The sequence below is a fragment of the Modicisalibacter radicis genome (assembly GCF_900961225.1).
Taxonomy (GTDB): Bacteria; Pseudomonadota; Gammaproteobacteria; order Pseudomonadales; family Halomonadaceae; genus Modicisalibacter.
This window is the reverse complement of the sequence record NZ_CAAHFN010000120.1, coordinates 18,974-39,746: the sequence shown is the minus strand read 5'-3', so window position 1 is coordinate 39,746 and position 20,773 is coordinate 18,974. Positions and strand designations below refer to the sequence as shown.

Here is a 20,773-nt window from a genome sequence, read left to right as displayed (position 1 = left end):
TTGCAACTCGGCCACGACTACAAGCTACGCTGGCCCGGACCGCACGGGGCGGCCCGGGGCTCAGAGCAGCGGAATGGCGTTACGGCGTGCGGCGATTGTCGGCGACGAACGCCTGGACCGCGGCCAGCTCGGCCGGCAGCACCGTGTAGCGCTCCTCGCGTTCGAGCAGGTCGTCCATGTGCGACGGCAGGGGCACGCCGGAAAAACCGGCCTTGACCACCGCATCGGCGAACTTGGCCGGATGGGCGGTGGCCAGGGTGATCATCGGCGTGGCGGCGTCCGTCCGGCAGACCTCGGCGGCGCGGTAGCCGGTGGCGGTATGCGGGTCGAGCAGTTCCTTGGTGCGATGGTGCGCCTCGCGGATCACCTCGAGAATCGTCGCGTCATCGACGCTGTGACTGGCGAATTTCTCGCGCAACCGGGCCAGCGGCGCCTCGGCCAGCGCGGTGGGTTCGTGCTGGAAGCGATCGAGCAGCGCGCGCACGGCATCGCCGTCGCGATCGTAGGCGTCGAACAGCAACCGCTCGAAGTTCGACGACACCACGATGTCCATCGACGGCGCCAGGGTCGCCTCGAGTTCGCGCTTGGCGAAGTCGTTGTCGGCCAGCGTGCGGTGCAGGATGTCGTTGGCGTTGGTGGCGATCACGAACTGCCTGACCGGCAGGCCCATCTTGTAGGCCATGTAACCAGCGAAGACGTTGCCGAAGTTGGCCGAGGGCACGCAGAAGCTGATTTCGCGGTGCGGCGCGCCGAGCGCCACGCCGGCAGCAACGTAGTAGACGATCTGGGCCATGATGCGCGCCCAGTTGATCGAGTTCACCGCTACCAGCCGCGTACCGGCGAGGAAGCGCTGGTCGGCGAAGCTGGCCTTGACCATCGCCTGGGCGTCGTCGAAGTTGCCCTCGATGGCGATGTTGAAGACATTGTCGGCGAGCACCGAGGTCATCTGCCGACGCTGCACTTCCGAGACGCGGTTGTGCGGGTGAAGAATGAAGATGTCGAGATTGTCGCAATGCCGGCAGCCCTCGATCGCCGCCGAACCGGTATCGCCGGAGGTGGCCCCCATGATCACCGCACGCTCGCCGCGCTTGACGAGGAAGTGATCGAGGATTCGGCCCAGCAGTTGCAGGGCGACATCCTTGAACGCCAGGGTCGGACCATGGAACAGCTCGAGCAGGAAGTGGTTGCTGTCGAGCTGGTTGAGCGGCACCACCGCCTCGTGGCTGAACGTCGCGTAGGCCTCGTGGACGATGTCGCGGAAGGTCGCGTCGTCGATCTCGCCGCCGACGAACGGCTTCATCACCCGGAAGGCGATCTCCGCGTAGGACAGCCCGGCCATCGCCGCCAGCTCCTCGCGGGACAGCGTCGGTACGTGCTCGGGCACGTAGAGCCCGCCGTCGCTGGCCATGCCGGTGAGTACCACGTCTTCGAAGTTCAGCGCGGGCGCCTGCCCACGCGTGCTGATATAGCGCATGTATTCACTCCGTGAGTGACGGGCTGCGAGCCTCAAGCTTCGAACACTGGCAGCTCGTGGCTCGTGGCTCGTGGCTCGTGGCTCGTAGCTCGTAGCTCGTAGCTCGTAGCTCGTAGCTCGTAGCTCGTAGCTGAAGTTACTCGTCTTCGTTGAGGCTTTCCACGCGGATCCGGGTGACCGGGCCGGCGATGTCCGACAGCGACTCGAGCTGGCGGATCACCTCGTTCATCTGCTTCTCACGGGTACGATGGGTCAGCAGGATGATCGGCACCAGCTCGCCCTCAGTGGCTTCCTTCTGGATGATCGCCTCGATCGAGATGCCCTGCTCGGAGAGGATCGTCGCCACCCGCGCCAGTACCCCGGGACGATCCACCGCCAGCAGCCGCAGGTAGTAGGCGGTGACGATGTCCTCCATGGGCAGGATCGGCAGGCTGTCGTCGCCCTCGGTGATGCCGCTGAAGGCCAGGTAGGGCACCCGGTAATGGTGCTCGGTGGCGATGTCGCGGGCCACGTCGAGCAGGTCGGCGACCACCGCCGAGGCGGTCGGTTCGGCCCCCGCGCCGGCGCCGTAGTAGAGCGTCGGGCCGACGGCATCGCCCATCACCGCGATGGCGTTCTTGACGCCATGCACGCTGGCCAGCAGCCGCTCCTTGGGGATCAGGGTGGGGTGCACGCGCAACTCGAGCCCGGCATCGGTGCGCTTGGAAATGCCCAGGTGCTTGATGATGTAGCCCAGGTTGTCGGCCTGCTCGACATCCTCGGCCGTGATCCGCGAGATGCCCTCGGTGTAGGCCTTCTCGAACTGCAACGGCACGCCGTAGGCGATCGAGGCGAGGATGGTCAGCTTGTGGGCGGCATCGATGCCCTCGACGTCGAAGGTCGGGTCGGCCTCGGCGTAGCCCAGCGCCTGGGCCTCGGCAAGCACGTCCTCGAAGGCCCGGCCCTCGTCGCGCATGTGGGTGAGGATGTAGTTGCCGGTGCCGTTGATGATCCCCGCCAGCCACTCGATGCAGTTGGCGCCCAGCCCTTCGCGGATCGACTTGATCACCGGAATGCCGCCGGCCACCGCCGCCTCGAAGGCGACGATCACGCCCTTGTCGTGGGCGGCCTGGAAGATCTCGTTGCCATGCACGGCGATCAGCGCCTTGTTGGCGGTGACCACGTGCTTGCCGTTGCCGATCGCCGTCAGCACCAGCTCGCGTGCGACATCGTAACCGCCGATCAGCTCGACCAGCACGTCGACATCGGGGTTGCGGGCCACCTCGAAGATGTCGCCCGTGACCTTGACGCCGGTGGTATCGCAATCGGGATTGTCGCGCCGCGCGCCGAGCTGTTCGATGACGATCGGCCGCCCCGCGCGACGCGCGATCTCGTCGGCGTTGCGCATCAGTACATTGAACGTGCCGCTACCGACGGTCCCCAGTCCACAGATACCCACTCTCACCGGTTTCAACGTCATGCTCCCCTATCTTGTCTGTATGTGCTCGTCTGTAAAAACCCGATCCGGCCTTCAAGGCCGATCCCTGTGTCCAACCCGTCCGCTCTCAGCCGGACTTGCCTGTTTCGAGGCCAAGCATGTTGGCCAGCCGCTCGGCGGGGACATAGCCCGGCACCATGCGCCCGTCGGGCAGCACGATGGCGGGTGTGCCCTGCACGCCCAGATCGAGCCCTAGATGATACTGCTCAGGGACCGGATTGTCGCAGTCCGGGGCGTTGCTCGGCGTATCGCCGCGCTTGGCCGCGCTCAGCGCCTCGGCGGGGTTGGCGGCGCACCACACCTGGGCAAGCTGCCGCGCGCCGTCGGACTGCAGGCCGCTGCGCGGAAAGGCCAGATACTGGACCTCGATGCCCATTTCGTTGAGCCGCGGCACCTCCTCGTGGAACTTGCGGCAATAGGGACAGGTGACGTCGGTGAAGACCTGGATGACGGCCCGGGGCGCCTCGCTGCCACGGTAGATGATCCGCTCGTCCTCGGGCACGCTGGCCAGACGCTCGGCGCGCTCGGCGTTGCTGGCCTGCTGGGTCAGGTTGACCAGCCCCTCCGGACGGTTGGCGATCAGTTCGCCGACGATGAAATGATCACCGGCGGCATTGCTGTAGAAGGTTTCGCCGCTTTTCAGACGTACCTCGTAGATGCCCTTCAGCGGCGTCTCGCTGACCCGTTCGACCGGCATCGGCTCGCCCTTGACGACCAGCCTGTCGGCGAGCGCGTCGGCCTCGGGGCTCGCCGCCTGGGCGAGTACAGCGCTCGACAGGGTGGCGACAGCCAGCAGGCCGGCGAGCAGGGTGCGTGACGTTCGATGCATTGATTCAACCTCGCGGATGATGTTCGGCGTGCAGCGCCTCCAGGCGCGCCTGTGCCACATGGGTATAGATCTGGGTGGTCGACAGATCGCTATGCCCCAGCAGCAGCTGTACGACACGCAGGTTGGCCCCATGATTCAACAGGTGCGTGGCGAAAGCATGGCGCAACGTATGCGGCGACAGCGGCTTGTCGATCCCGGCCAACCGCGCGTAGTGCTTGATCCGGTACCAGAAGGTCTGGCGGGTCATGAAGCCGTCGCGGCGCCCGGGAAACAGCGGTGCCTGGCGAATGTCGTCCATCAGCTGGCCACGCCCCCCGCGCAGATAGCGCTCGATCCAGCGCTGGGCCTCCTCGCCCATCGGTACCAGGCGTTCCTTGTCGCCCTTGCCCAGCACCCGTACCACGCCCTGGCGCAGATTGATGCTGTCCTGACGCAGCCCGACCAGTTCCGAGACGCGCAGCCCGCAGGCATACAACAGCTCGAGCATCGCCCGGTCGCGCAGCCCCAGCGGCGCGTCGATGTCGGGCGCCTCGAGCAGCCGCTCGACCTCGGCCTCGTCGAGGCTGTCGGGCAACCTGGCGTGCACCCGGGGCAGGCGGACTTCCACCAGCGGGTCAGCATCGCATAACTCCTCGGCCAGCGCCCAGCGGTAGAAGCGCCTGAGGCTCGACAACAGCCGTGCATTGCTGCGCAGCTGGTAACCCGCCCGGCGGCGCTCATCCAGCCACTCGGGCAACGCTTCGGCGCCCGGCTCGAACAGCCCGGCGTCGCGCTCGACCAGGCGTGCCTGCCAGGCCGTCAGATCGTGTCGATAGGCGCTCAGTGTATGCTCGCTGGCACCCTGGTCGAGCCACAACGCGTCGAGAAAGGCATCGATCGGTCGGCTGTCGTCACCACGCTCGCCCATGGGCCGTCCTTGTCATCGCCAGAAGCCGGATACACCGGGGCCAGATACGACAAACCCCGCCCCGCATGATGCGGCGACGGGGTCGCGTGGCTCGCCGAAGCGGGCTTATCAGGTCAGCTTTTCCTTGATGCGCGCCGACTTGCCGCTGCGCTCGCGGAGATAGTAGAGCTTGGCCTGGCGCACGTCGCCGCGACGCTTGACCTCGATGGTGGCAACCTGCGGGCTGTAGGTCTGGAAGGTCCGCTCGACGCCGACACCGTGTGACACCTTGCGTACGGTGAAGGCGGAGTTCAGGCCGCGGTTACGCTTGCCGATCACCACGCCTTCGAAGGCCTGCAGACGCTCGCGGGTACCTTCGACGACCTTGACCTGCACGACCACGGTGTCACCGGGGGAAAATTCCGGAACGGCCTTTTCCATCTGCTCGGCCTCGAGTGCCTGGATCACCTTGTTCTTGCTACTCATGATGTAACTCCTTGACTGACGTTCTTGCCGGCGGGCGAGCCGACACGCTCTCTAGTGCATCTCGCCTGCGATCGTTGCGCGATCGAAGCGACGCCCGCCTGGCGTGTGATCCCGACGCTCGAGGCTCGGGAACGACATGTGGGTGACGCGCGGCGTCCACGGTTTCAGCCGGTCTCGACCGGCCCCGGGCCACGCTCCTCCGCCGCATCGGCGTATTCCGCGATGAACGCCTCGAGCAGCTCGCGCTGTTCGGCGTTCAACGCCTGGCTCTGCAACAACTCGGGGCGCCTGAGCCAGGTGCGTCCCAACGACTGCTTGAGGCGCCAGCGACGTATCGCTTCGTGATTGCCGCTGAGCAGCACATCCGGCACCTGGCGCCCGTCGACCGTCTCGGGGCGAGTATAGTGCGGGCAATCCAGCAAGCCATCGCTGAAGGAGTCCTCCACGGCGGACCCCTGATGACCGAGCACCCCCGGTACCAGGCGGGCCGCCGCGTCGATCAGCACCATCGCCGGCAGCTCGCCGCCGCTCAGCACGTAGTCGCCGATCGAGATCTCCTCGTCGATGTCGCTCTCGACGACGCGCTCATCGATGCCCTCATAACGCCCCGCGACCAGCACCAGGGGGCCGCTGGCCGCCAGTTGCTGCACGCCCCGCTGGTCCAGCGGCCGCCCCTGCGGCGACAGGTAGACCACCTTGGGCGGGGCGCCGAAGCGCCGCTCGCCCTGCTCGCGCGCCGCATGGATCGCGCGGCGCAGGGTGTCGACCTTCATCAGCATGCCGGGGCCGCCGCCGTAGGGGCGGTCGTCCACCGTGCGGTGGCGGTCCGTGGCGTAATCCCGCGGGTTCCAGAACTCGATGTCCAGGAGCCCCTGGCTGACCGCTCGCCCGGTCACCCCGAAGCCGGTTACGGCTTCGAACATGTCCGGAAACAGTGAGACGACACCAATCCACACGGCAGATCCCTGGTATCCATGGGCGACGCGCACGGGCAGCCCCGCTGCTAGAAATCCGGATCCCAGTCGACCGTCAGCCGGCCGGCGTCGAGATCCGCCTCGCGGATCACCTCGTCGGGCAGAAACGGCAACAACCGCTCCTTGCCGTCGAGACTGCGCTCGTCGCCCTGAACCACCAGCACATCGTTGGCACCGGTCTCGAACAGGTAATTCACGTAGCCCAGATCGACGTCCTGCAGCGTCACGACCCGCAGGCCCTCGAGCTGATACCAGTAGTAGTCGCCCGACTCGAGCGCCGGCAACGTCCGCTTGGGCAGCAGGATCTCTGCCCCCGCCAGCCGTTCGGCCTGCTCCCGCGAATCGACCCCCTCCAGGCTGGCCACCAGGCCCTTGCCCTGGCGGCGGCCCTGAATCAGCCGCCGGGTCACGCGTTCACCGCGCGCCAGGACGACCCATTCGGGGTAGGCGAGGATGCCGTCCATCGGGCTGGTGTACGAGTACACCTTCAACCACCCCTTGACGCCATGGGGGCTGGTCAGCTTGCCCAACACGACGTACTCGTCGTCCGGCGCGCCGGACGCAGGCGCGTTCATCGCGTTACTCGGCATGCCGGGCTTCGCCTCAAGCCTGCTGCTTGCGGGCTTCTTTGATCAGCTCGGCGACACGATCGGAAACCTGCGCGCCGAGGCTCTGCCAGTGGCTGATGCGCTCGAGGTCGATACGCAGGCGCTCTTCCTGGCCGCGGGCGACCGGGTTGAAGAAGCCGACGCGCTCGATGAAGCGACCATCGCGAGACTTGCGCGAATCGCTGACGGCCAGATGATAGAAGGGACGCTTCTTGGCGCCACCCCGTGCCAGACGAATGGTAACCATTGCGTTACTGTCCTTCGGTTGTATTCAGAAATTACGCCACAGTGATGACTGCGGCTGCAGTCATTCGCCGCGCATGCGCGCAGCTTGCCACGAAGACGCAGCATTCTACGGAAAACGGTCGGCGTTGGAAACCTTTTTCCGTGCCGGCGACGACGTCCGGCAACCGCTCAGCGACGCGGGAACCCGCCCATGCCGCCAGGCCCTCCCATGCCGCCGGGTCCGCCCATGCCGCCGGGTCCGCCCGGACCGCCGCCCATGCCGGGCATTCCGCCCATGCCGCGCATCATCTTCTGCATGCCGCCCTTCTTGCCGACCTTCTTCATCATCTTCTGCATCTGCTTGTGCTGCTTGAGCAGACGATTGAGGTCCGGTACCTGAAGACCGGCGCCGGTGGCGATGCGGCGCTTGCGCGAGCCATTGATGATCTCCGGCTTGTGGCGCTCCTTGGGCGTCATCGAGTTGATCAGCGCCTCGAGCTTGCCCAGCTCCTTTTCCATTCCCGGGCCCTGGGCCGCCTCGGCCATCTGCCCCATGCCGGGCAGCTTGCCCATCAGCCCCCCCATGCCGCCCATCTTCTTGAGCTGCTGGAGCTGGTCGCGGAAGTCCTCGAGATCGAAGCCGTCGCCCTTCTTGACCTTCTTGGCGAGCCGCTCGGCCTTGCCCTTGTCGACGCTGCGCTCGGCTTCCTCGATCAGCGACAGCATGTCGCCCATGCCGAGGATCCGCGACGCCACGCGATCGGGGTGGAACGGCTCGAGGGCGTCGACCTTCTCGCCCATGCCCATGAACTTGATCGGCTTGCCGGTGATGTGACGCACCGACAGCGCTGCACCGCCACGCGCGTCACCGTCGGCCTTGGTCAGGATGACCCCGGTCAGCGGCAGCGCGTCGTGGAAGGCCTTGGCGGTATTGGCGGCATCCTGACCGGTCATGGCATCGACGACGAACAGCGTCTCCTGCGGCGTGAGCGCCTTATGCAGGGCCTGGATCTCGTCCATCATGTCGCTGTCGACATGCAGGCGACCGGCGGTATCGACGATCACCACGTCGTGGAACTGGATCTTGGCGTGCTTGATCGCGGCGTTGGCGATCGCCACCGGCTGCTGGTCGCTGGCCGAGGGGAAAAAGTCGACCTCGACCTCCCTGGCCAGGGTCTCGAGCTGGTCGATCGCCGCCGGGCGATAGACGTCGGCGGACACCACCAGCACCTTCTTCTTCTCGCGTTCCCGCAGGAAACGCGCCAGCTTGGCCACCGAGGTGGTCTTGCCCGCGCCCTGCAGGCCCGCCATCAGGATCACCGAGGGCGTACCCCTGAGTTCGAGCGGCACGTTGCCCTCGCCCATGATCGCCTCGAGTTCCTGCTGGACGATCTTGACGAACTGCTGGCCCGGCGACAGGCTGCGCGAGACCTCCTGCCCCACGGCTCGCTCGCGCACACGCTCGATGAACGCCTTGACCACCGGCAGCGCGACGTCGGCCTCGAGCAACGCGCGACGCACCTCGCGCAGGGTGTCCTTGATGTTATCCTCGGTCAGTCGCGCCTGACCGGTAATCGACTTGAGCGTCTTCGACAGACGATCCGAGAGACTCTCGAACATGTGACTCTCCGGCTATGGGTGCACGGTGCCCGGCATGGGCGGGACGGGGTCGTCACGCACGGGGCACGACGCGTTTGGGCGACGATTATACGCGTTCACGCGACGTCTCTCCATGCTCGCCGCGGCAACGCTGGTCCTCGGCGGGCTGGGCGCGGGAATCACAATTCGTTATAGTGGCGCGCGTATCGATTCGTTTTTTCATCCAGCCCTCGGGTCAGCAGGACCTTTCATGCAGGCGTTCCCCTTCGCTATCTTGGCCATGGTGTTCTACGTCGCCGGCGGCGTCTGCCAGGGCCTGACGCTGAACCGCCGCGTTCCTCCGCATCCGATCCTGGTGCGCGCCCTGGGCGTGCTCGCCGTGGCCTGCCATACCGTGGTGGTGACTTCCGCGCTGGCCGATCTCGGCGAACTGAGCCTGGGGATCTCGGCCAGCACCTCGCTGGTCAGCTGGCTGGTCGCCATCCTGCTGCTGCTGACCAGCCTCTTCAAGCCGGTGCTGAGCGTCGCCGTGGTGCTGTTCCCGATCGCCGCGGCGACCATCCTGCTGGCCACCGAGCTACCGGTCGGCAGCCATCGGGCCGGCCTCACGCCGGGAATCATGGTGCATATCCTGACCTCGATCATGGCCTTCGCGGTGTTCGCCATCGCCGCCGTCCAGGCCTTCCTGATGGCTCGCCAGAATCAGGCGCTGCGGCACCACCATACCCGCGGGCTGGTACAGTCGCTGCCGCCGCTGACCACCATGGAGCGGGTCCTGTTCGAGCTGATCTGGGTCGGCATGGCGCTGCTCACGGCGGCGATCGTCAGCGGCATCGCGTTCCTCGACAACCTCTTCGCCCAGCACCTGGTGCACAAGACCGTGTTGTCATTCGCCGCCTGGGTGATCTTCGCCACGCTGCTCGCCGGCCGTCACTTCCTGGGCTGGCGCGGCAACCGCGCGGCCCGCTGGACGCTGGGCGGTTGCGCGCTGCTGCTGCTGGCCTATTTCGGCAGCAAGTTTGCCCTCGAAGTGGTCTTCAACCGGGTCTGAATGCCCGCGCCGGCGCCCCGTCGCCTTGACACCAGGGCGCTCGATTCCCTACAAACGAGCTTGATACGCGATTGAGGACTCTTCGATCTTGAGCGACGACATCCCGTTGGGACTGCTGTTCGGCCTGCTTTTTTTGCTTGTATGCCTGTCTGCCTTCTTCTCGAGTTCCGAGACCGGCATGATGTCGATCAATCGCTATCGCCTGAGTCATCAGTCGAAGAGCGGAGAGCGGCGTGCCGAACGGGTCATGCGCCTGCTTGCTCGCCCCGATCGCCTGATCGGAGTGATCCTGATCGGCAACAATTTCGTCAACAACCTGGCGGCGTCGATCGCCACCATCATCGCCATCCATTTCTTCGGCGACGTATCGGGGCCGGCCATCTCCACCCTGACGCTGACCATCGTCATCCTGATCTTCGCCGAGGTCACGCCCAAGACCTATGCGGCGATCAAGCCCGAGCGCATCGCCTTCCCCGCGTCGCTGGCCCTGGAACCGCTACTCAAGGGGCTCTATCCGCTGGTATGGCTGGTCAATGCGGTGTCCAACGGCCTGCTGCGCATGCTCGGGGTCAAGAACATCGAGGGCGGCGCCGACAACCTGACCCGTGACGAACTGCGCACGGTGGTCCACGAAGCCGGAACCATGATTCCGCGCCGCCACCAGTCGATGCTGCTGTCGATCCTCGACCTGGAGAACGTCACCGTCAACGACATCATGGTCCCGCGCCACGAGATCGCCGGCATCGATCTCGACGACGACCTGGAGAGCATCCTCGCCCAGATTCGCGCCAGCCAGCACACCCGCGTGCCGGTCTACAAGGGCGATATCAACAACATCATCGGCATCCTGCATCTGCGCAACGCGGCACGCTTCCTTTCCAAGAGCGAAGTGACCAAGGCGGCGATCGTCCAGGAGGCCCGTGAGCCCTACTTCATCCCCGAATCGACACCGCTGCATACCCAACTGCTCAACTTCCAGCAACAGAAGCGGCGCATCGGCATCGTCGTCGACGAGTACGGCGACGTGGAGGGCCTGGTCACCCTGGAGGACATCCTCGAGGAGATCGTCGGCGAGTTCACCACCGATGTCGCCGGCATGCACAAGGAGATCCATCTCCAGGACGACGGCAGCTACGTCATCGAGGGCACCGCCAACATTCGCGAGATCAACAAGATGCTCGGCTGGCAGCTGCCCACCGACGGGCCCAAGACCCTCAACGGCCTGATCATCGAGCATCTCGAGTCGTTTCCCGACGCACCGGCCTGCCTGCAGTTGGGCACGACGCGCATGGAGATCATCCAGGTCAAGGACAACCTGATCACCGCGGCGCGCTGCTGGCAGTCGGTACGTCGCACCCGGCTTGCCTATGAATAGAGGCGCTGGCCTTGGCCAGGCTAGCCGAGCTTCTGCTCGGCCTCCTTCTTGAGCTCGCGTACCCGCGCCTCGAGCGTTGCGCGGTCGGCCTGCGCCGGCGACAGCGCCTCGCCGAACACCAGCGCGACCCGCGGGCGAAAGCGCCGCGGCAGCTTGGTGAAGGCTCTGCCTTCGCAATGCGACGTCCAGGACCCCCACAGCCCGGCCAATGCCGCGGGCACCACGGGCACCGCATCGCGGCGCAGGATCATGTCGACCCCGCGGCGAAAATCCTGAACCTCGCCATCGGTGGTCAGGCGCCCCTCGGGGAACAGCATCACCACCTCGCCGTCGCGCAGCGCTCGGCTGACCTCCTGCATGGCGCGACGCACCCCACCGGGGTCGCGTCGCTCGGAATCCACCGGAATCGCCCCCGCCAGCCGGAAGAACCAGTTCAGCCCGGGCGACTCGTAGATCGGGCGATCCATCAAGAAGCGCAACGCGCGTGGACTGGCCCCACCGATCACTAGCGCATCCATGAAACTGACGTGGTTGCAGACCACCAGCGCCGGCCCCTCCGCCGGGATGTGGTCGCGCCCGGCGAAGCGTAGTCGGTAGAGCACCCGCGTCAGCACGAAGATCGCCAGCCTGAGCACGGCGCGGGGGTTGATCGTCAGCGCCACGATTCCGATCAGCAGGGCGATGCCCGCCAGCCAGGCGAAGAAGATGGACAGCGATACCTGGAGGACGCTCAGCAGAAGGATCCCGAAGCCGGCGGCGAGCACCATGAACAGCGCGTTGAGCAGGTTGTTGGCGGCGATCATGCGCGCCCGCCGGTCATCGGTGCTGAGGACCTGCACCAGCGTGTAGAGCGGCACGATGTAGAGCCCGCCGCCGACGCCGACCAGTGCCAGCGCCAGCGTCATCCCGATAAAACCCGGGGCGACGATCAGCTCGCTCAGTGTCAGTGCCTCGCCGGCCAGCGTCGGCTGCTCGGCGAAGGCAAAGCCGGCGACGGCGATCAGCAGCGCGCCCAGCGGCACCAGGCCGAGCTCGAGCCGCCCGGCGGACAGCCGCGCGCAGAGCATCGCGCCACTGCCCACGCCCAGCGCAAAGGCCCCCAGCAGCCAGCTTACCGCGCTCTCGCCACCCTGGGCGACATCGCGCACCCATGCCGGCAACTGGGTCAGGTAGCAGGTGCCGAGGAACCAGAACAGGCTGATGCCCACCAGCGCGCGGAAGATCCGCGGCTGTCGCCAGCTGTCGCGCAGGACCGCGACACTGCCGGCAAACGGACGCCAGCTGACTCGCCCCGGGTCGCTGGAGGGCGCCGGCGGCACCGCCAGGCTGGCCAGGCAGCCGAGCAGCGCCACGCCGACCAGGGTGACGGCGATCGCCAGGCGCGCGGTACGCTCATCGAACGAGGTCAGCACCCCCGCCAGCAGGGTCCCCAGCAGGATCGACACGAAGGTGCCCAGGTTGACCCAGGCGTTGCCGCGTACCAGCTCGGTGCGCGGCAGGTGTTGCGGCAGGATCGAGTACTTGACCGGCCCGAACAGCGCCGACTGGGTGCCCATCATGAACAGCAGGCCGAGCAACAGCAGGAACTGTTCGAACCATACCGCCGCCGCGGCGAGACACATGGTGGCGAGTTCGAGCAGCTTGAGGCGGCGTATCAGGCGCTGCTTGTCGAGGCGGTCGGCCAGCGTGCCGCCCCAGGCCGAAAACAGCAGGAAAGGCAGGATGAACAATCCCGCCGCGAGGTTGTTGAGCAGCCCGGTGTCCCAGCCATGGCGGGGCACGGCGACGAAGGTCAGCAGCAGCAGCAGGACGTTCTTGAAGACGTTGTCGTTGAAGGCCCCCAGCGCCTGGGTCCAGAAGAACGGGGCGAAGTGGCGGCGCGTCAGCAACGATCGGCTCACGGCGTCCTCGGGCTGTGCCTGAGCCCGGCAAGAATGGTGGTCAGCAACTGATCGAGCAGCTCACCGACTTCGAGCTGCTGGCCCTGCCAATAGCCCAGACGCTCGTTGAGTCCCAGTTGCACCAGGCCGTGAACGCTGCCCCACAACGTGCGCGCCATGCGCCGCGACTCGAGCGCGCCGATATCCGGCTGGTACTCCTTGAGGGTGGCTTCGACGCGGGTGAACAGCCCCTCGATCATGCTGCTCTGGCGCTGGTCGAGTTCGCCCTCCTGGGCCAGCGGGTAGTCGAACAGCAACTGCCAGCGATAGGGATCCTGGCGAGCGAACTGCCAATAGGCCGTCGCCAGCGCCTTGAGGCGCGGCTCCGGCATGGCCTCGTCCATCCCCTCCACGGCGCCACGCAAGCGCTCGAGCGTTTCGATGTTGACGTACTGCAGCAGATTGTTGAAGCTGCCGTACAACTTCAGCAGGGTACTGGGCGCGCAGCCGATCTCCCGAGCCAGCGCACGCAGCGACAGCGTATGCACGGGCTGCACGCGCAGCCAGTTATCGCATGCCGTCATGACTTGGGCATGCAACGCCTCGGGCGCATGCTGTCTGGGACGTGCCATTGAGTTCCTCGTCTCGTCGCCCGCCCGAAATAAAGTCGGACGGCGTGGTCGAACACTGTTTTCACACCAGCATATCGACACCGCGCGCAAACGCAAGCCCGCTGATCGGCGGCGGCAACCCGACACCGCGCGCCAGCGCACCACTTCAGGAGAGCCCATGGCCGGACGCCTGCACATCGCCGCGCATCCGCTCGCCGACCTGCTGGACGAACTGCACGTCGACCAGCCGCTGCAGCAAAGCCCCAACCGCGCCCCGCGCAATCCCCTGTCGATCGTTCGCCAGGTGGGCGAGGCACCGCATCTGACCACGGCGTTCTGGGGGCTGACGCCACCCTGGCTCAAGGTGCTCGATCACGCACCGCACTGCGCGCGCGCCGAATCCCTCGACGAACGCGCCATGTTCCGCGACGCCTTTGCCGCGCGGCGTTGCGTGATTCCGGTCAGCGGCGTCTACCTGTGGAAGACCCAGCCACGCATGAAGCAGCCGTTTCTGATCACCCGGGCCGATCGCGGCCCGCTGCTGCTGGCCGGGTTGTGGTGTCGCTACCACACCACGCTGACCGCCTACAACGACTCCACGGCGCTCATCACCGTGCCCGCCAACCCCTTGCTGGCCCCCCTCAGCGACCGCTTTCCGGCGCTGATAGCACCGCAACGACTCGCCGAGTGGCTCGACCCGGCGACGCCGCTGGCACGGGCGCGAGACACGCTTTTGCCGGCGCCCTTGGAACTGTTGGGCGCTTTTCCGGTATCAAGGCAGGTAAACGATCCCGCCAACCAGGATTGGGCCTGCGCCCGCCCCACCGGCAAGATGGTCCGTTGGCATAGCGAACAGGAGACATGATGCATCCACTGCGACCCCGATCCGGCGCCCTTGCGCTGCTCCTAGGCCTGCTGGTCGGCACGCCGGCCATGGCCGGCGACGCGCCCGCGGCACCGGCGGCCGACTCGGGCACCCCGATCGTCAGCGACAACGACAGCCGCGACTACCGCACCCTGACGCTGGACAACGGGCTCGAGGTACTGCTGATCAGCGATCCCGACGCCGACAAGGCCGCCGCGGCAATGAACGTCGCCGTGGGCAGCAGTCAGGACCCCGGGGCCATTCCCGGTCTGGCGCATTTCCTCGAGCACATGCTGTTCCTCGGCACCGAGCGGTACCCGAAAGCCGACAGCTACCAGCAATACATCAACCAGCACGGTGGCAGCCACAACGCCTTCACCGCTAGCCGCGACACCAACTACTTCTTCGATATCGAGCCCGGCGCGCTCGAGGGCGCGCTCGACCGTTTCAGCCAGTTCTTCGTCGCCCCGCGCTTCAACGCCGAGTACGTCGACCGCGAACGCCACGCCGTGAACTCCGAATACCAGGCCCGGCTGCGCGACGACGCTCGCCGCATCAGCGAGGCCATGGATCGGGCGCTCAACCCCGAGCATCCCTCAACACGATTTGCCGTGGGCAGCCTCGACACGCTCGACGACGGCGACCAGCCGCTGCGCCAATCGCTGATCGACTTCTACCGGGCCCACTACGGAGCCCGAGTCATGGATCTGGTGGTGGTCGCCCCGCAGTCGCTTCAGACCCTGGAAGGCTGGGTGCGCGACGACTTCGCCGCCGTCCCCGACCGGGGCCTGACCCGCCCCACGCTGCCCCAGCCGCTGTTGACCGACGAACAGCTGCCGGCACGCCTCGCGGTCGAGAGCCTGGAGGATCGCCGCCAGGTGCGCTTCGCCTTCCCCATCGCCGACCCGCAGCAGGATTATCGCCACAAGTCGCTCGACTACCTCGCCAACCTGCTGGGCCACGAGGGCCCGGGCAGCCTGCTGGCCGCGTTGCGCGACGCCGGCTGGGCCGACGGGCTTTCCGCGGGCAGCGCCCGCGGCGACGGCGACGATGCACTGTTCGTGGTCGATGTCAGCCTGACGCCACAGGGCGCCGAGCGACTCGACCGCATTCAGGCCAGCCTGTTCGCGATGATCGAGCGTATCCGCGAGACGGGCCTCGATGCCTGGCGTTATCGGCAGCAGGCCCGCCTCGCCGAGCAGGATTTCCGCTTCCAGCAGCGCGGCGAGCCGGTGCGCGTCGCCAGCAGCCTGGCAATGAACATGGCCTACTACCCACTCGAAGACGTCCAGTACGGTCCCTACCGCATGGATGGCTATCAGCCCGAGAAATTGCGCGAGATCCTCGCCGGGCTCACCCCCGAGCGGCTGCTGCGCGTCTACAGCGGCCCCGATGTCGAGGGCGACAAGACCACCGAGTGGTTCGACGCGCCCTATCGGTTGACGCGCGTCGACGACTGGCCCTCGGCCGCGCCGCTCGGCGGCCTGGCCCTGCCCGAGCCCAACCCCTACATCGCCGAGGACCTGAGCTTTCTGCCGCTCGATTCCGCGGCGCCCGAGGCACTGATCGACACCCCCGAGCACGCCCTGTGGTATCGCCCCGACGCGAGCTTCGGTACGCCGCGGGCCGAGTGGCGCTTCAGCCTGCAGAACCCCGCCGCCGCACGCGACGCACACGACGCCGCGCTCACCCGGCTGCTCGCCGGCTGGCTCAACGACAGCCTCAACGAGGCACTCTACCCGGCGCGGCTGGCCGGCCAGTCGTTCAACGCCTACGCCCATGGGCGCGGCATGACGCTGTCGTTTTCCGGCTGGCGCGACCATCAGGAGCGGGTCGTTCAGCGCGTGCTCGAGCAGTTGCGCCACGGCGAGATCGCACCGGACAGCGTGGCACGCGTCAGGCTCGGACTCGAGCGCCAGTGGCGCAATGCTCCGCAGGGGCCGCTCTATCAGCAAATGCAGCAGACCCTGGGCGATGCGCTGATCCGTCCCGGCTGGCCGAGTTCCGCGTTGCTCGAGGCCATCGATACGCTCGACGCCGACGATCTGCGCGCCTATCGCCAGCGCTTCCTCGCCGACCTGCACCTGGAAAGTTTGGCGGTCGGCAACCTCGAGCCGGCGCGCGCCCGCCGCATCGGGCTCGAAGTCGCCAACAAGCTGGCCCCCGGGCTGGCCGATTCGGCGATCCCCGATCTCGAGACGCTGGACGTGCCCCGCGATCCGCCGACCCTGCACCCGGACTCGACACGCAACGACAGCGCCGTGCTGCGCTACCTGCAGGGCAGTGACAGTTCGCTGGCCAGCCAGGCCCGGCTGGCGGTACTCGGCCAGTTGATAGAGACCCCCTTCTACGCGCAGTTGCGCACCGAGGAGCAGCTCGGCTACATCGTCAACGCCGGCTACCAGCCACTGCTCGAGGCGCCCGGACTCAATCTGCTGGTACAGTCGCCGAGCGCCGCCGTCGGGCGGATCCAGTCGCGTATCGATGCCTTCCTCGAGGACTTCGACGCACGCCTGGCGGCACTCGACGAAGCCAGCCTCGCGCCCTACCGTCAGGCCGTGCACGACCGATTGCTCGAGCGCGCCTCGTCGCTATCCGAGCTGACCCAGCGGCTGTGGCACGAACTGGCCTACGACGGCACCGACTTCGATCGCCGCGAGCGGCTGGCCGAGCGGGTCTCGACCCTCGGGGTAGCGGACATTCGCGACGCCTGGCGGGCCCTGCTGGCGAGCCCGGCACTGATCGTCACCTTCGCCCCCGGCGATTCGCCTAGCGACGTGAGCGCACTGACCGCCGACTTCGAGGCACTGCCCGAACGGCGCTGAACCGCCGTTCACTACCCACCCAGCAAAAGCGCCCGCCGGAAATCCCGGCGGGCGCCTTGTCTTGCGCCTGGCCACGCCTCGAGGCTAGTCGAAGGCCTGGGGCGGCATCATCGCCTCGACGTGCATGACCAGTTCCTCGAGCACCTGGCGGTCGCGATCGCTCAGCGCGACCCGATTGAGCTGCTCGATCTCCCGGGCGAAGGCCTTGAGGGTGAGAATCCCCAGCGAGGCATCGTTCATCCGCGCCCAGCGAAACGCCTCCCACTGCTGCTGCTCCTCGCCGCTCAAGGTATCGGGGTAGCTGCGCGCGCGCAGCCGGAACAGCATCTCCTCGAGGCGCGGGTCCTGGAAGGCGAAGGCCGTATCGCCCAGCGCCTCTGGGGCTGTCTCGTGGACGCGCTGCATCTCCTTGCGGTCGGCCGGCGAGAAGAAACCGCCGGAATAAAGCATCATGTCCGGATCGTTGGGGGGCTTGCCCGGCCCCTCGGCGAAGGCCGCGGCGGCCTTGCGGGCCGCTTCGGGCCGGGCGCACAGTGCCTGCCAGTGACGTTCGCAGAGCGCCCGGTCGAGCTTGAGCCGCGCCTGCACCTCGTCGGTCGCCGCGGAGATCGGCAGCAGCACCGGGCTGCGGTTGATGTGGATGACCTTCAGCGGGATCCGCGATTCGCCCTCGCTGAGCTCGTCGGCGCTGGCGAAGACCCGGGCGCGGATCGCCTCGACATCGAGCTCGAACAGCGGCTCGGGATCGACGCTCAGATCGTAGACGATCACTCCGTTGGGATTCGACGGATGCTCGGCCAGCGGCATTACCAGGGCACTGCAACCGCGACTCGCCGGATAGCGGCGCGATATGTGCAGCATCGGCTTGTGCGAGGGGATGTCCAGCAGCCTGGCCACCGCGCGCTTACGGCGCAGGTCGAGCAGATAGTCGAACAGCTTGGGGTTGCGCTCGCGCAGCAGACGCGCCAGGGCGATGGTGGCGCGCACGTCGGCCAGTGCATCGTGGGCACCGGCATGTTCGATGCCGTTGGCCGCGGTGAGATCCTCGAGACGAAAGCTCGGCGAGCCGTCCTCGCGACGCGGCCACTCGATGCCCGCCGGGCGCAGCGCATGGAAGGCGCGCACCACGTCGATCAGGTCCCAGCGCGAGTTGCCGTTCTGCCACTCGCGGGCATAGGGGTCGAGAAAGTTGCGATAGAACAGGTGACGAGTGACCTCGTCATCGAAGCGCAGGCTGTTGTAACCCAGCGCACAGGTGCCCGCCACGCTCATCTCGGCATTGATGCGCGCCGCGAACTCCATCTCGGGCAGCCCGCGCCGGCGTGCCGTTTGCGGGGTGATACCGGTGATCAGGCAAGCCTGCGGGGCCGGCAGATAGTCGTCCGCCGGCTTGCAATAGAGCGTCAACGGCTCGCCGATCTCGTTGAAATCGGCATCGGTACGGATGGCCGCGAACTGAGAAGGCCTGTCGCTGCGCGGGTCGGCGCCGAACGTCTCGTAATCGTGCCACAGGAATGTCTGCGGCGAATCGCTGCGCTGCGCCATGCACGCTCCCCCTACCGGCTCAAAGCGCCCAGCCTAGCACAGCGCCCCGTCCGACTCAGCAACCCGCATCAGCGCGGCAGCGTGACATTGAGCTCGAGCACCGAGCAGTCGTCTTCGCTGTCGAGAGTGATGTTGATGGCATCCTGGTCGACATTGACGTAGCGCCGAATCACCTCCAGCAATTCCCTCTCGAGCATCGGCATGTAATCCGGCTGGTCGCGCTGACTACGCTGATGCGCCACGATGATCTGCAGGCGCTCCTTGGCGACCGACGCCGACTTCTTGCGTTCACGCTTGAGAAATTCGAGTAGCTTCACCGCCGACCTCCTCCGAACATGCGCGAGAGCAGGCTCTTTTTCTGGTACTCATGGAACCGCAAGGGCACTTCTTCACCGAGCAGGCGCGATACCGTGTCGGTGTAGGCCTGGCCGGCATCGCTCTTCAGATCGTGGGTCACCGGAACACCCTGGTTGGACGCCCGCAGCACCGCCTCGGACTCGGGGATCAGGCCGATCAGGTTGATCGCCAAGATCTCGTGGATGTCCTCGAGGTTGAGCATGTCGCCGCCGGTGACCCGCTCCGGATCGTAGCGCGTGATCAGCAGGTGCTCCTTGACCGGGTCGCGGTTCTGCTCGGCGCGACGGGTCTTGGAGCCCAGCAGGCCGAGGATGCGATCGGAGTCGCGTACCGAGGAGACTTCGGGGTTGGTCACCACCACCGCCTCGTCGGCGTAATACATCGCCAGCTGCGCGCCGCGCTCGATACCCGCCGGCGAGTCGCAGACCACGTAGTCGAAATCCTTGCTCAGGGTGTCGAGCACCTTCTCGACGCCCTCGGCGGTCAGCGCATCCTTGTCGCGGGTCTGCGAGGCCGGCAGGATATGCAGGTTATCGACCCGCTTGTCGCGGATCATCGCCTGATTGAGTCCCGCCTCGCCCTGGATCACATTGATCAGGTCATAGACCACGCGTCGCTCGCAGCCCATGATCAAGTCGAGGTTACGCAACCCCACGTCGAAGTCGATCACTACCGTCTTCTTGCCGCGCAGCGCCAGTCCGGTGGCGATGGCTGCCGCACTGGTCGTTTTTCCGACCCCGCCCTTGCCGGAGGTCACTACAATGATCTTGGCCAAGGTAAGCTTCCTGTTGCTGATATCGAAGATCGTCTCGCCGCGGCCGGCTCAGGCCAGCGGCGCAATGGTCAGCTGATCGTCATCGAGCCGCGCCTGCACGGCGGTGCCCAGCAGCTGCGGATCGATGTCTTCCAGACGTTTGTAATTGCCGGCCAGCGAAAGCAGCTCGGCGCGCAGTTCGTGGCAGAAGATGCTGGCCTCGCGGTCGCCGTGGATACCGGCCAGCGCGCGCCCACGCAGCGCCCCGTAGACGTGGATATTGCCGCCCGCCAGCACTTCGGCACCGGCATTGACCGCGCCCAGCACGACCAGATCGCCATCCGGCGCGGTGACCTGTTGCCCCGAACGCACCGTGCCACGATGGATACGGCTGCCCACTGCAACGACCCCGCCGACGCCGGGGGCCAGGGGCCGCGGTTCCTCGGGTGGCGCCTCTGCGCCGCCGGTGGGCTCGACGCTCTCCAGGCTGCGGACTCGCTCCTCCTGGGGCGGAAACCAGCCCAGCCCCAGCGCCCAGGCCGATTGCTTGACCGGGTCGCCACCACCGCGCACCGCCACCGGCAACAGCTTGTGGGCACGACAGACCGCACAGACACGCTCGAGCGCCAGGTGCGGCTCGTCGAGCTTTTCGACACTCAGCATCACCGGCGTATGCTGAAAGAAGGCCGGCGCCTGGTTGAGCTTGCCGACCAACTGATCGCGAATCGCTTCGGGATCGGCGCTGGTCAGCTCCATGACCGTCATGGGCAGCATGCCACCCTTGAAAGTGAAGGCGCTGCCCGCCCTGTCCACATTGAGGCTCATAGCCGGTCTCCACGGTCGGGTAATGACACTTAAAACTAAGCGAGGGGTCGCCGGGCTGCAACTGATCATACGCCCAGCACGCAGTGCTTGTCAGTGTCGCCAGGCGACGACGCCCGGGCTTTTCCGG

General features: G+C 66.7%; 19 protein-coding genes. 4 read left to right on the top strand and 15 right to left on the bottom strand.

The genetic code is table 11. The annotated features are described in order from the left end of the window. Positions 1 to 79: 79 nt before the first annotated feature. From thrC to ffh, 9 genes are all read right to left on the bottom strand, one after another. On the bottom strand, positions 80 to 1,474 hold the full coding sequence (gene thrC / locus HR9077_RS19345) for a threonine synthase (protein WP_136068939.1): 1,395 nt from the start codon (positions 1,472 to 1,474) through the stop codon (positions 80 to 82). Between the two features lie 136 nt (positions 1,475 to 1,610). Further along, entirely contained in the window at positions 1,611 to 2,927 is a 1,317-nt protein-coding gene (locus HR9077_RS19340; protein WP_136069060.1) for a homoserine dehydrogenase, read from the bottom strand. Between the two features lie 91 nt (positions 2,928 to 3,018). Beyond that, a complete protein-coding gene (locus HR9077_RS19335) occupies positions 3,019 to 3,780 on the bottom strand; it encodes a DsbC family protein (protein WP_136068938.1) in 762 nt (253 codons plus the stop codon). A gap of 4 nt (positions 3,781 to 3,784) precedes the next feature. Further along, positions 3,785 to 4,687, bottom strand: a complete 903-nt coding sequence (gene xerD, locus HR9077_RS19330; RefSeq protein WP_136068937.1) for a site-specific tyrosine recombinase XerD — start codon at positions 4,685 to 4,687, stop codon at positions 3,785 to 3,787. 108 nt (positions 4,688 to 4,795) lie between these two features. Beyond that, on the bottom strand, positions 4,796 to 5,152 hold the full coding sequence (gene rplS, locus HR9077_RS19325; RefSeq protein ID WP_136068936.1) for a 50S ribosomal protein L19: 357 nt from the start codon (positions 5,150 to 5,152) through the stop codon (positions 4,796 to 4,798). A 164-nt stretch (positions 5,153 to 5,316) separates the two neighbouring features. Then, entirely contained in the window at positions 5,317 to 6,108 is a 792-nt protein-coding gene (gene trmD, locus HR9077_RS19320) for a tRNA (guanosine(37)-N1)-methyltransferase TrmD (protein WP_136068935.1), read from the bottom strand. Between the two features lie 47 nt (positions 6,109 to 6,155). Then, positions 6,156 to 6,716 carry a ribosome maturation factor RimM gene (gene rimM / locus HR9077_RS19315; RefSeq protein WP_136068934.1) on the bottom strand — a complete coding sequence of 187 codons (561 nt, stop codon included), beginning with the start codon at positions 6,714 to 6,716 and terminating at the stop codon, positions 6,156 to 6,158. Between the two features lie 13 nt (positions 6,717 to 6,729). Next, complete coding sequence (rpsP, locus tag HR9077_RS19310) at positions 6,730 to 6,981, bottom strand: 30S ribosomal protein S16 (RefSeq protein ID WP_136068933.1); 252 nt, start codon at positions 6,979 to 6,981, stop codon at positions 6,730 to 6,732. Positions 6,982 to 7,148: 167 nt separating this feature from the next. Next, positions 7,149 to 8,579, bottom strand: coding sequence for a signal recognition particle protein (gene ffh / locus HR9077_RS19305; RefSeq protein WP_136068932.1), 1,431 nt, complete (start codon positions 8,577 to 8,579; stop codon positions 7,149 to 7,151). A 229-nt stretch (positions 8,580 to 8,808) separates the two neighbouring features. Between ffh and HR9077_RS19300 the strand changes: the two genes are divergently transcribed. Both HR9077_RS19300 and HR9077_RS19295 read left to right on the top strand, forming a co-directional pair. Beyond that, positions 8,809 to 9,609 (top strand): cytochrome C assembly family protein, encoded by an 801-nt coding sequence (locus HR9077_RS19300; protein ID WP_136068931.1) that lies wholly within the window; start codon positions 8,809 to 8,811, stop codon positions 9,607 to 9,609. Positions 9,610 to 9,697: 88 nt separating this feature from the next. After that, a complete protein-coding gene (locus tag HR9077_RS19295; RefSeq protein ID WP_136068930.1) occupies positions 9,698 to 10,984 on the top strand; it encodes an HlyC/CorC family transporter in 1,287 nt (428 codons plus the stop codon). A 20-nt stretch (positions 10,985 to 11,004) separates the two neighbouring features. Here the strand turns inward: HR9077_RS19295 and HR9077_RS19290 are convergent, their stop codons facing one another. After that, positions 11,005 to 12,885 carry an MFS transporter gene (locus HR9077_RS19290; RefSeq protein ID WP_244613373.1) on the bottom strand — a complete coding sequence of 627 codons (1,881 nt, stop codon included), beginning with the start codon at positions 12,883 to 12,885 and terminating at the stop codon, positions 11,005 to 11,007. Beyond that, entirely contained in the window at positions 12,882 to 13,496 is a 615-nt protein-coding gene (locus HR9077_RS19285; RefSeq protein WP_136068929.1) for a TetR/AcrR family transcriptional regulator, read from the bottom strand. Before HR9077_RS19285 ends, HR9077_RS19290 begins: the two co-directional genes overlap by 4 nt. 157 nt (positions 13,497 to 13,653) lie before the next feature. Between HR9077_RS19285 and HR9077_RS19280 the strand changes: the two genes are divergently transcribed. Beyond that, positions 13,654 to 14,340 (top strand): SOS response-associated peptidase, encoded by a 687-nt coding sequence (locus tag HR9077_RS19280; RefSeq protein WP_136068928.1) that lies wholly within the window; start codon positions 13,654 to 13,656, stop codon positions 14,338 to 14,340. Further along, complete coding sequence (locus HR9077_RS19275; protein WP_244613372.1) at positions 14,340 to 17,165, top strand: insulinase family protein; 2,826 nt, start codon at positions 14,340 to 14,342, stop codon at positions 17,163 to 17,165. Before HR9077_RS19280 ends, HR9077_RS19275 begins: the two co-directional genes overlap by 1 nt. Before the next feature lie 84 nt (positions 17,166 to 17,249). Here HR9077_RS19275 and sbcB read toward each other — a convergent pair whose 3' ends face one another. From sbcB to minC, 4 genes are all read right to left on the bottom strand, one after another. Beyond that, entirely contained in the window at positions 17,250 to 18,710 is a 1,461-nt protein-coding gene (gene sbcB, locus HR9077_RS19270) for an exodeoxyribonuclease I (protein ID WP_136068926.1), read from the bottom strand. A 68-nt stretch (positions 18,711 to 18,778) separates the two neighbouring features. Continuing rightward, positions 18,779 to 19,027: a cell division topological specificity factor MinE gene (gene minE, locus HR9077_RS19265; protein ID WP_031384731.1), complete on the bottom strand. Its 249-nt coding sequence runs from the start codon at positions 19,025 to 19,027 to the stop codon at positions 18,779 to 18,781. Next, on the bottom strand, positions 19,024 to 19,842 hold the full coding sequence (minD, locus tag HR9077_RS19260; protein ID WP_136068925.1) for a septum site-determining protein MinD: 819 nt from the start codon (positions 19,840 to 19,842) through the stop codon (positions 19,024 to 19,026). Before minD ends, minE begins: the two co-directional genes overlap by 4 nt. A gap of 48 nt (positions 19,843 to 19,890) precedes the next feature. Next, positions 19,891 to 20,646, bottom strand: a complete 756-nt coding sequence (minC, locus tag HR9077_RS19255) for a septum site-determining protein MinC (protein ID WP_136068924.1) — start codon at positions 20,644 to 20,646, stop codon at positions 19,891 to 19,893. Positions 20,647 to 20,773: the final 127 nt, after the last annotated feature.

Coding starts and splice junctions, on each gene's coding strand:
- sbcB (WP_136068926.1), bottom strand. CDS start 18,710: ATGGCGCAGCGCAGCGATTCGCCGCAGACATTCCTGTGGCACGATTAC.
- xerD (WP_136068937.1), bottom strand. CDS start 4,687: ATGGGCGAGCGTGGTGACGACAGCCGACCGATCGATGCCTTTCTCGAC.
- rplS (WP_136068936.1), bottom strand. CDS start 5,152: ATGAGTAGCAAGAACAAGGTGATCCAGGCACTCGAGGCCGAGCAGATG.
- HR9077_RS19285 (WP_136068929.1), bottom strand. CDS start 13,496: ATGGCACGTCCCAGACAGCATGCGCCCGAGGCGTTGCATGCCCAAGTC.
- HR9077_RS19275 (WP_244613372.1), top strand. CDS start 14,340: ATGCATCCACTGCGACCCCGATCCGGCGCCCTTGCGCTGCTCCTAGGC.
- HR9077_RS19280 (WP_136068928.1), top strand. CDS start 13,654: ATGGCCGGACGCCTGCACATCGCCGCGCATCCGCTCGCCGACCTGCTG.
- HR9077_RS19335 (WP_136068938.1), bottom strand. CDS start 3,780: ATGCATCGAACGTCACGCACCCTGCTCGCCGGCCTGCTGGCTGTCGCC.
- thrC (WP_136068939.1), bottom strand. CDS start 1,474: ATGCGCTATATCAGCACGCGTGGGCAGGCGCCCGCGCTGAACTTCGAA.
- ffh (WP_136068932.1), bottom strand. CDS start 8,579: ATGTTCGAGAGTCTCTCGGATCGTCTGTCGAAGACGCTCAAGTCGATT.
- minC (WP_136068924.1), bottom strand. CDS start 20,646: ATGAGCCTCAATGTGGACAGGGCGGGCAGCGCCTTCACTTTCAAGGGT.
- rpsP (WP_136068933.1), bottom strand. CDS start 6,981: ATGGTTACCATTCGTCTGGCACGGGGTGGCGCCAAGAAGCGTCCCTTC.
- HR9077_RS19300 (WP_136068931.1), top strand. CDS start 8,809: ATGCAGGCGTTCCCCTTCGCTATCTTGGCCATGGTGTTCTACGTCGCC.
- rimM (WP_136068934.1), bottom strand. CDS start 6,716: ATGCCGAGTAACGCGATGAACGCGCCTGCGTCCGGCGCGCCGGACGAC.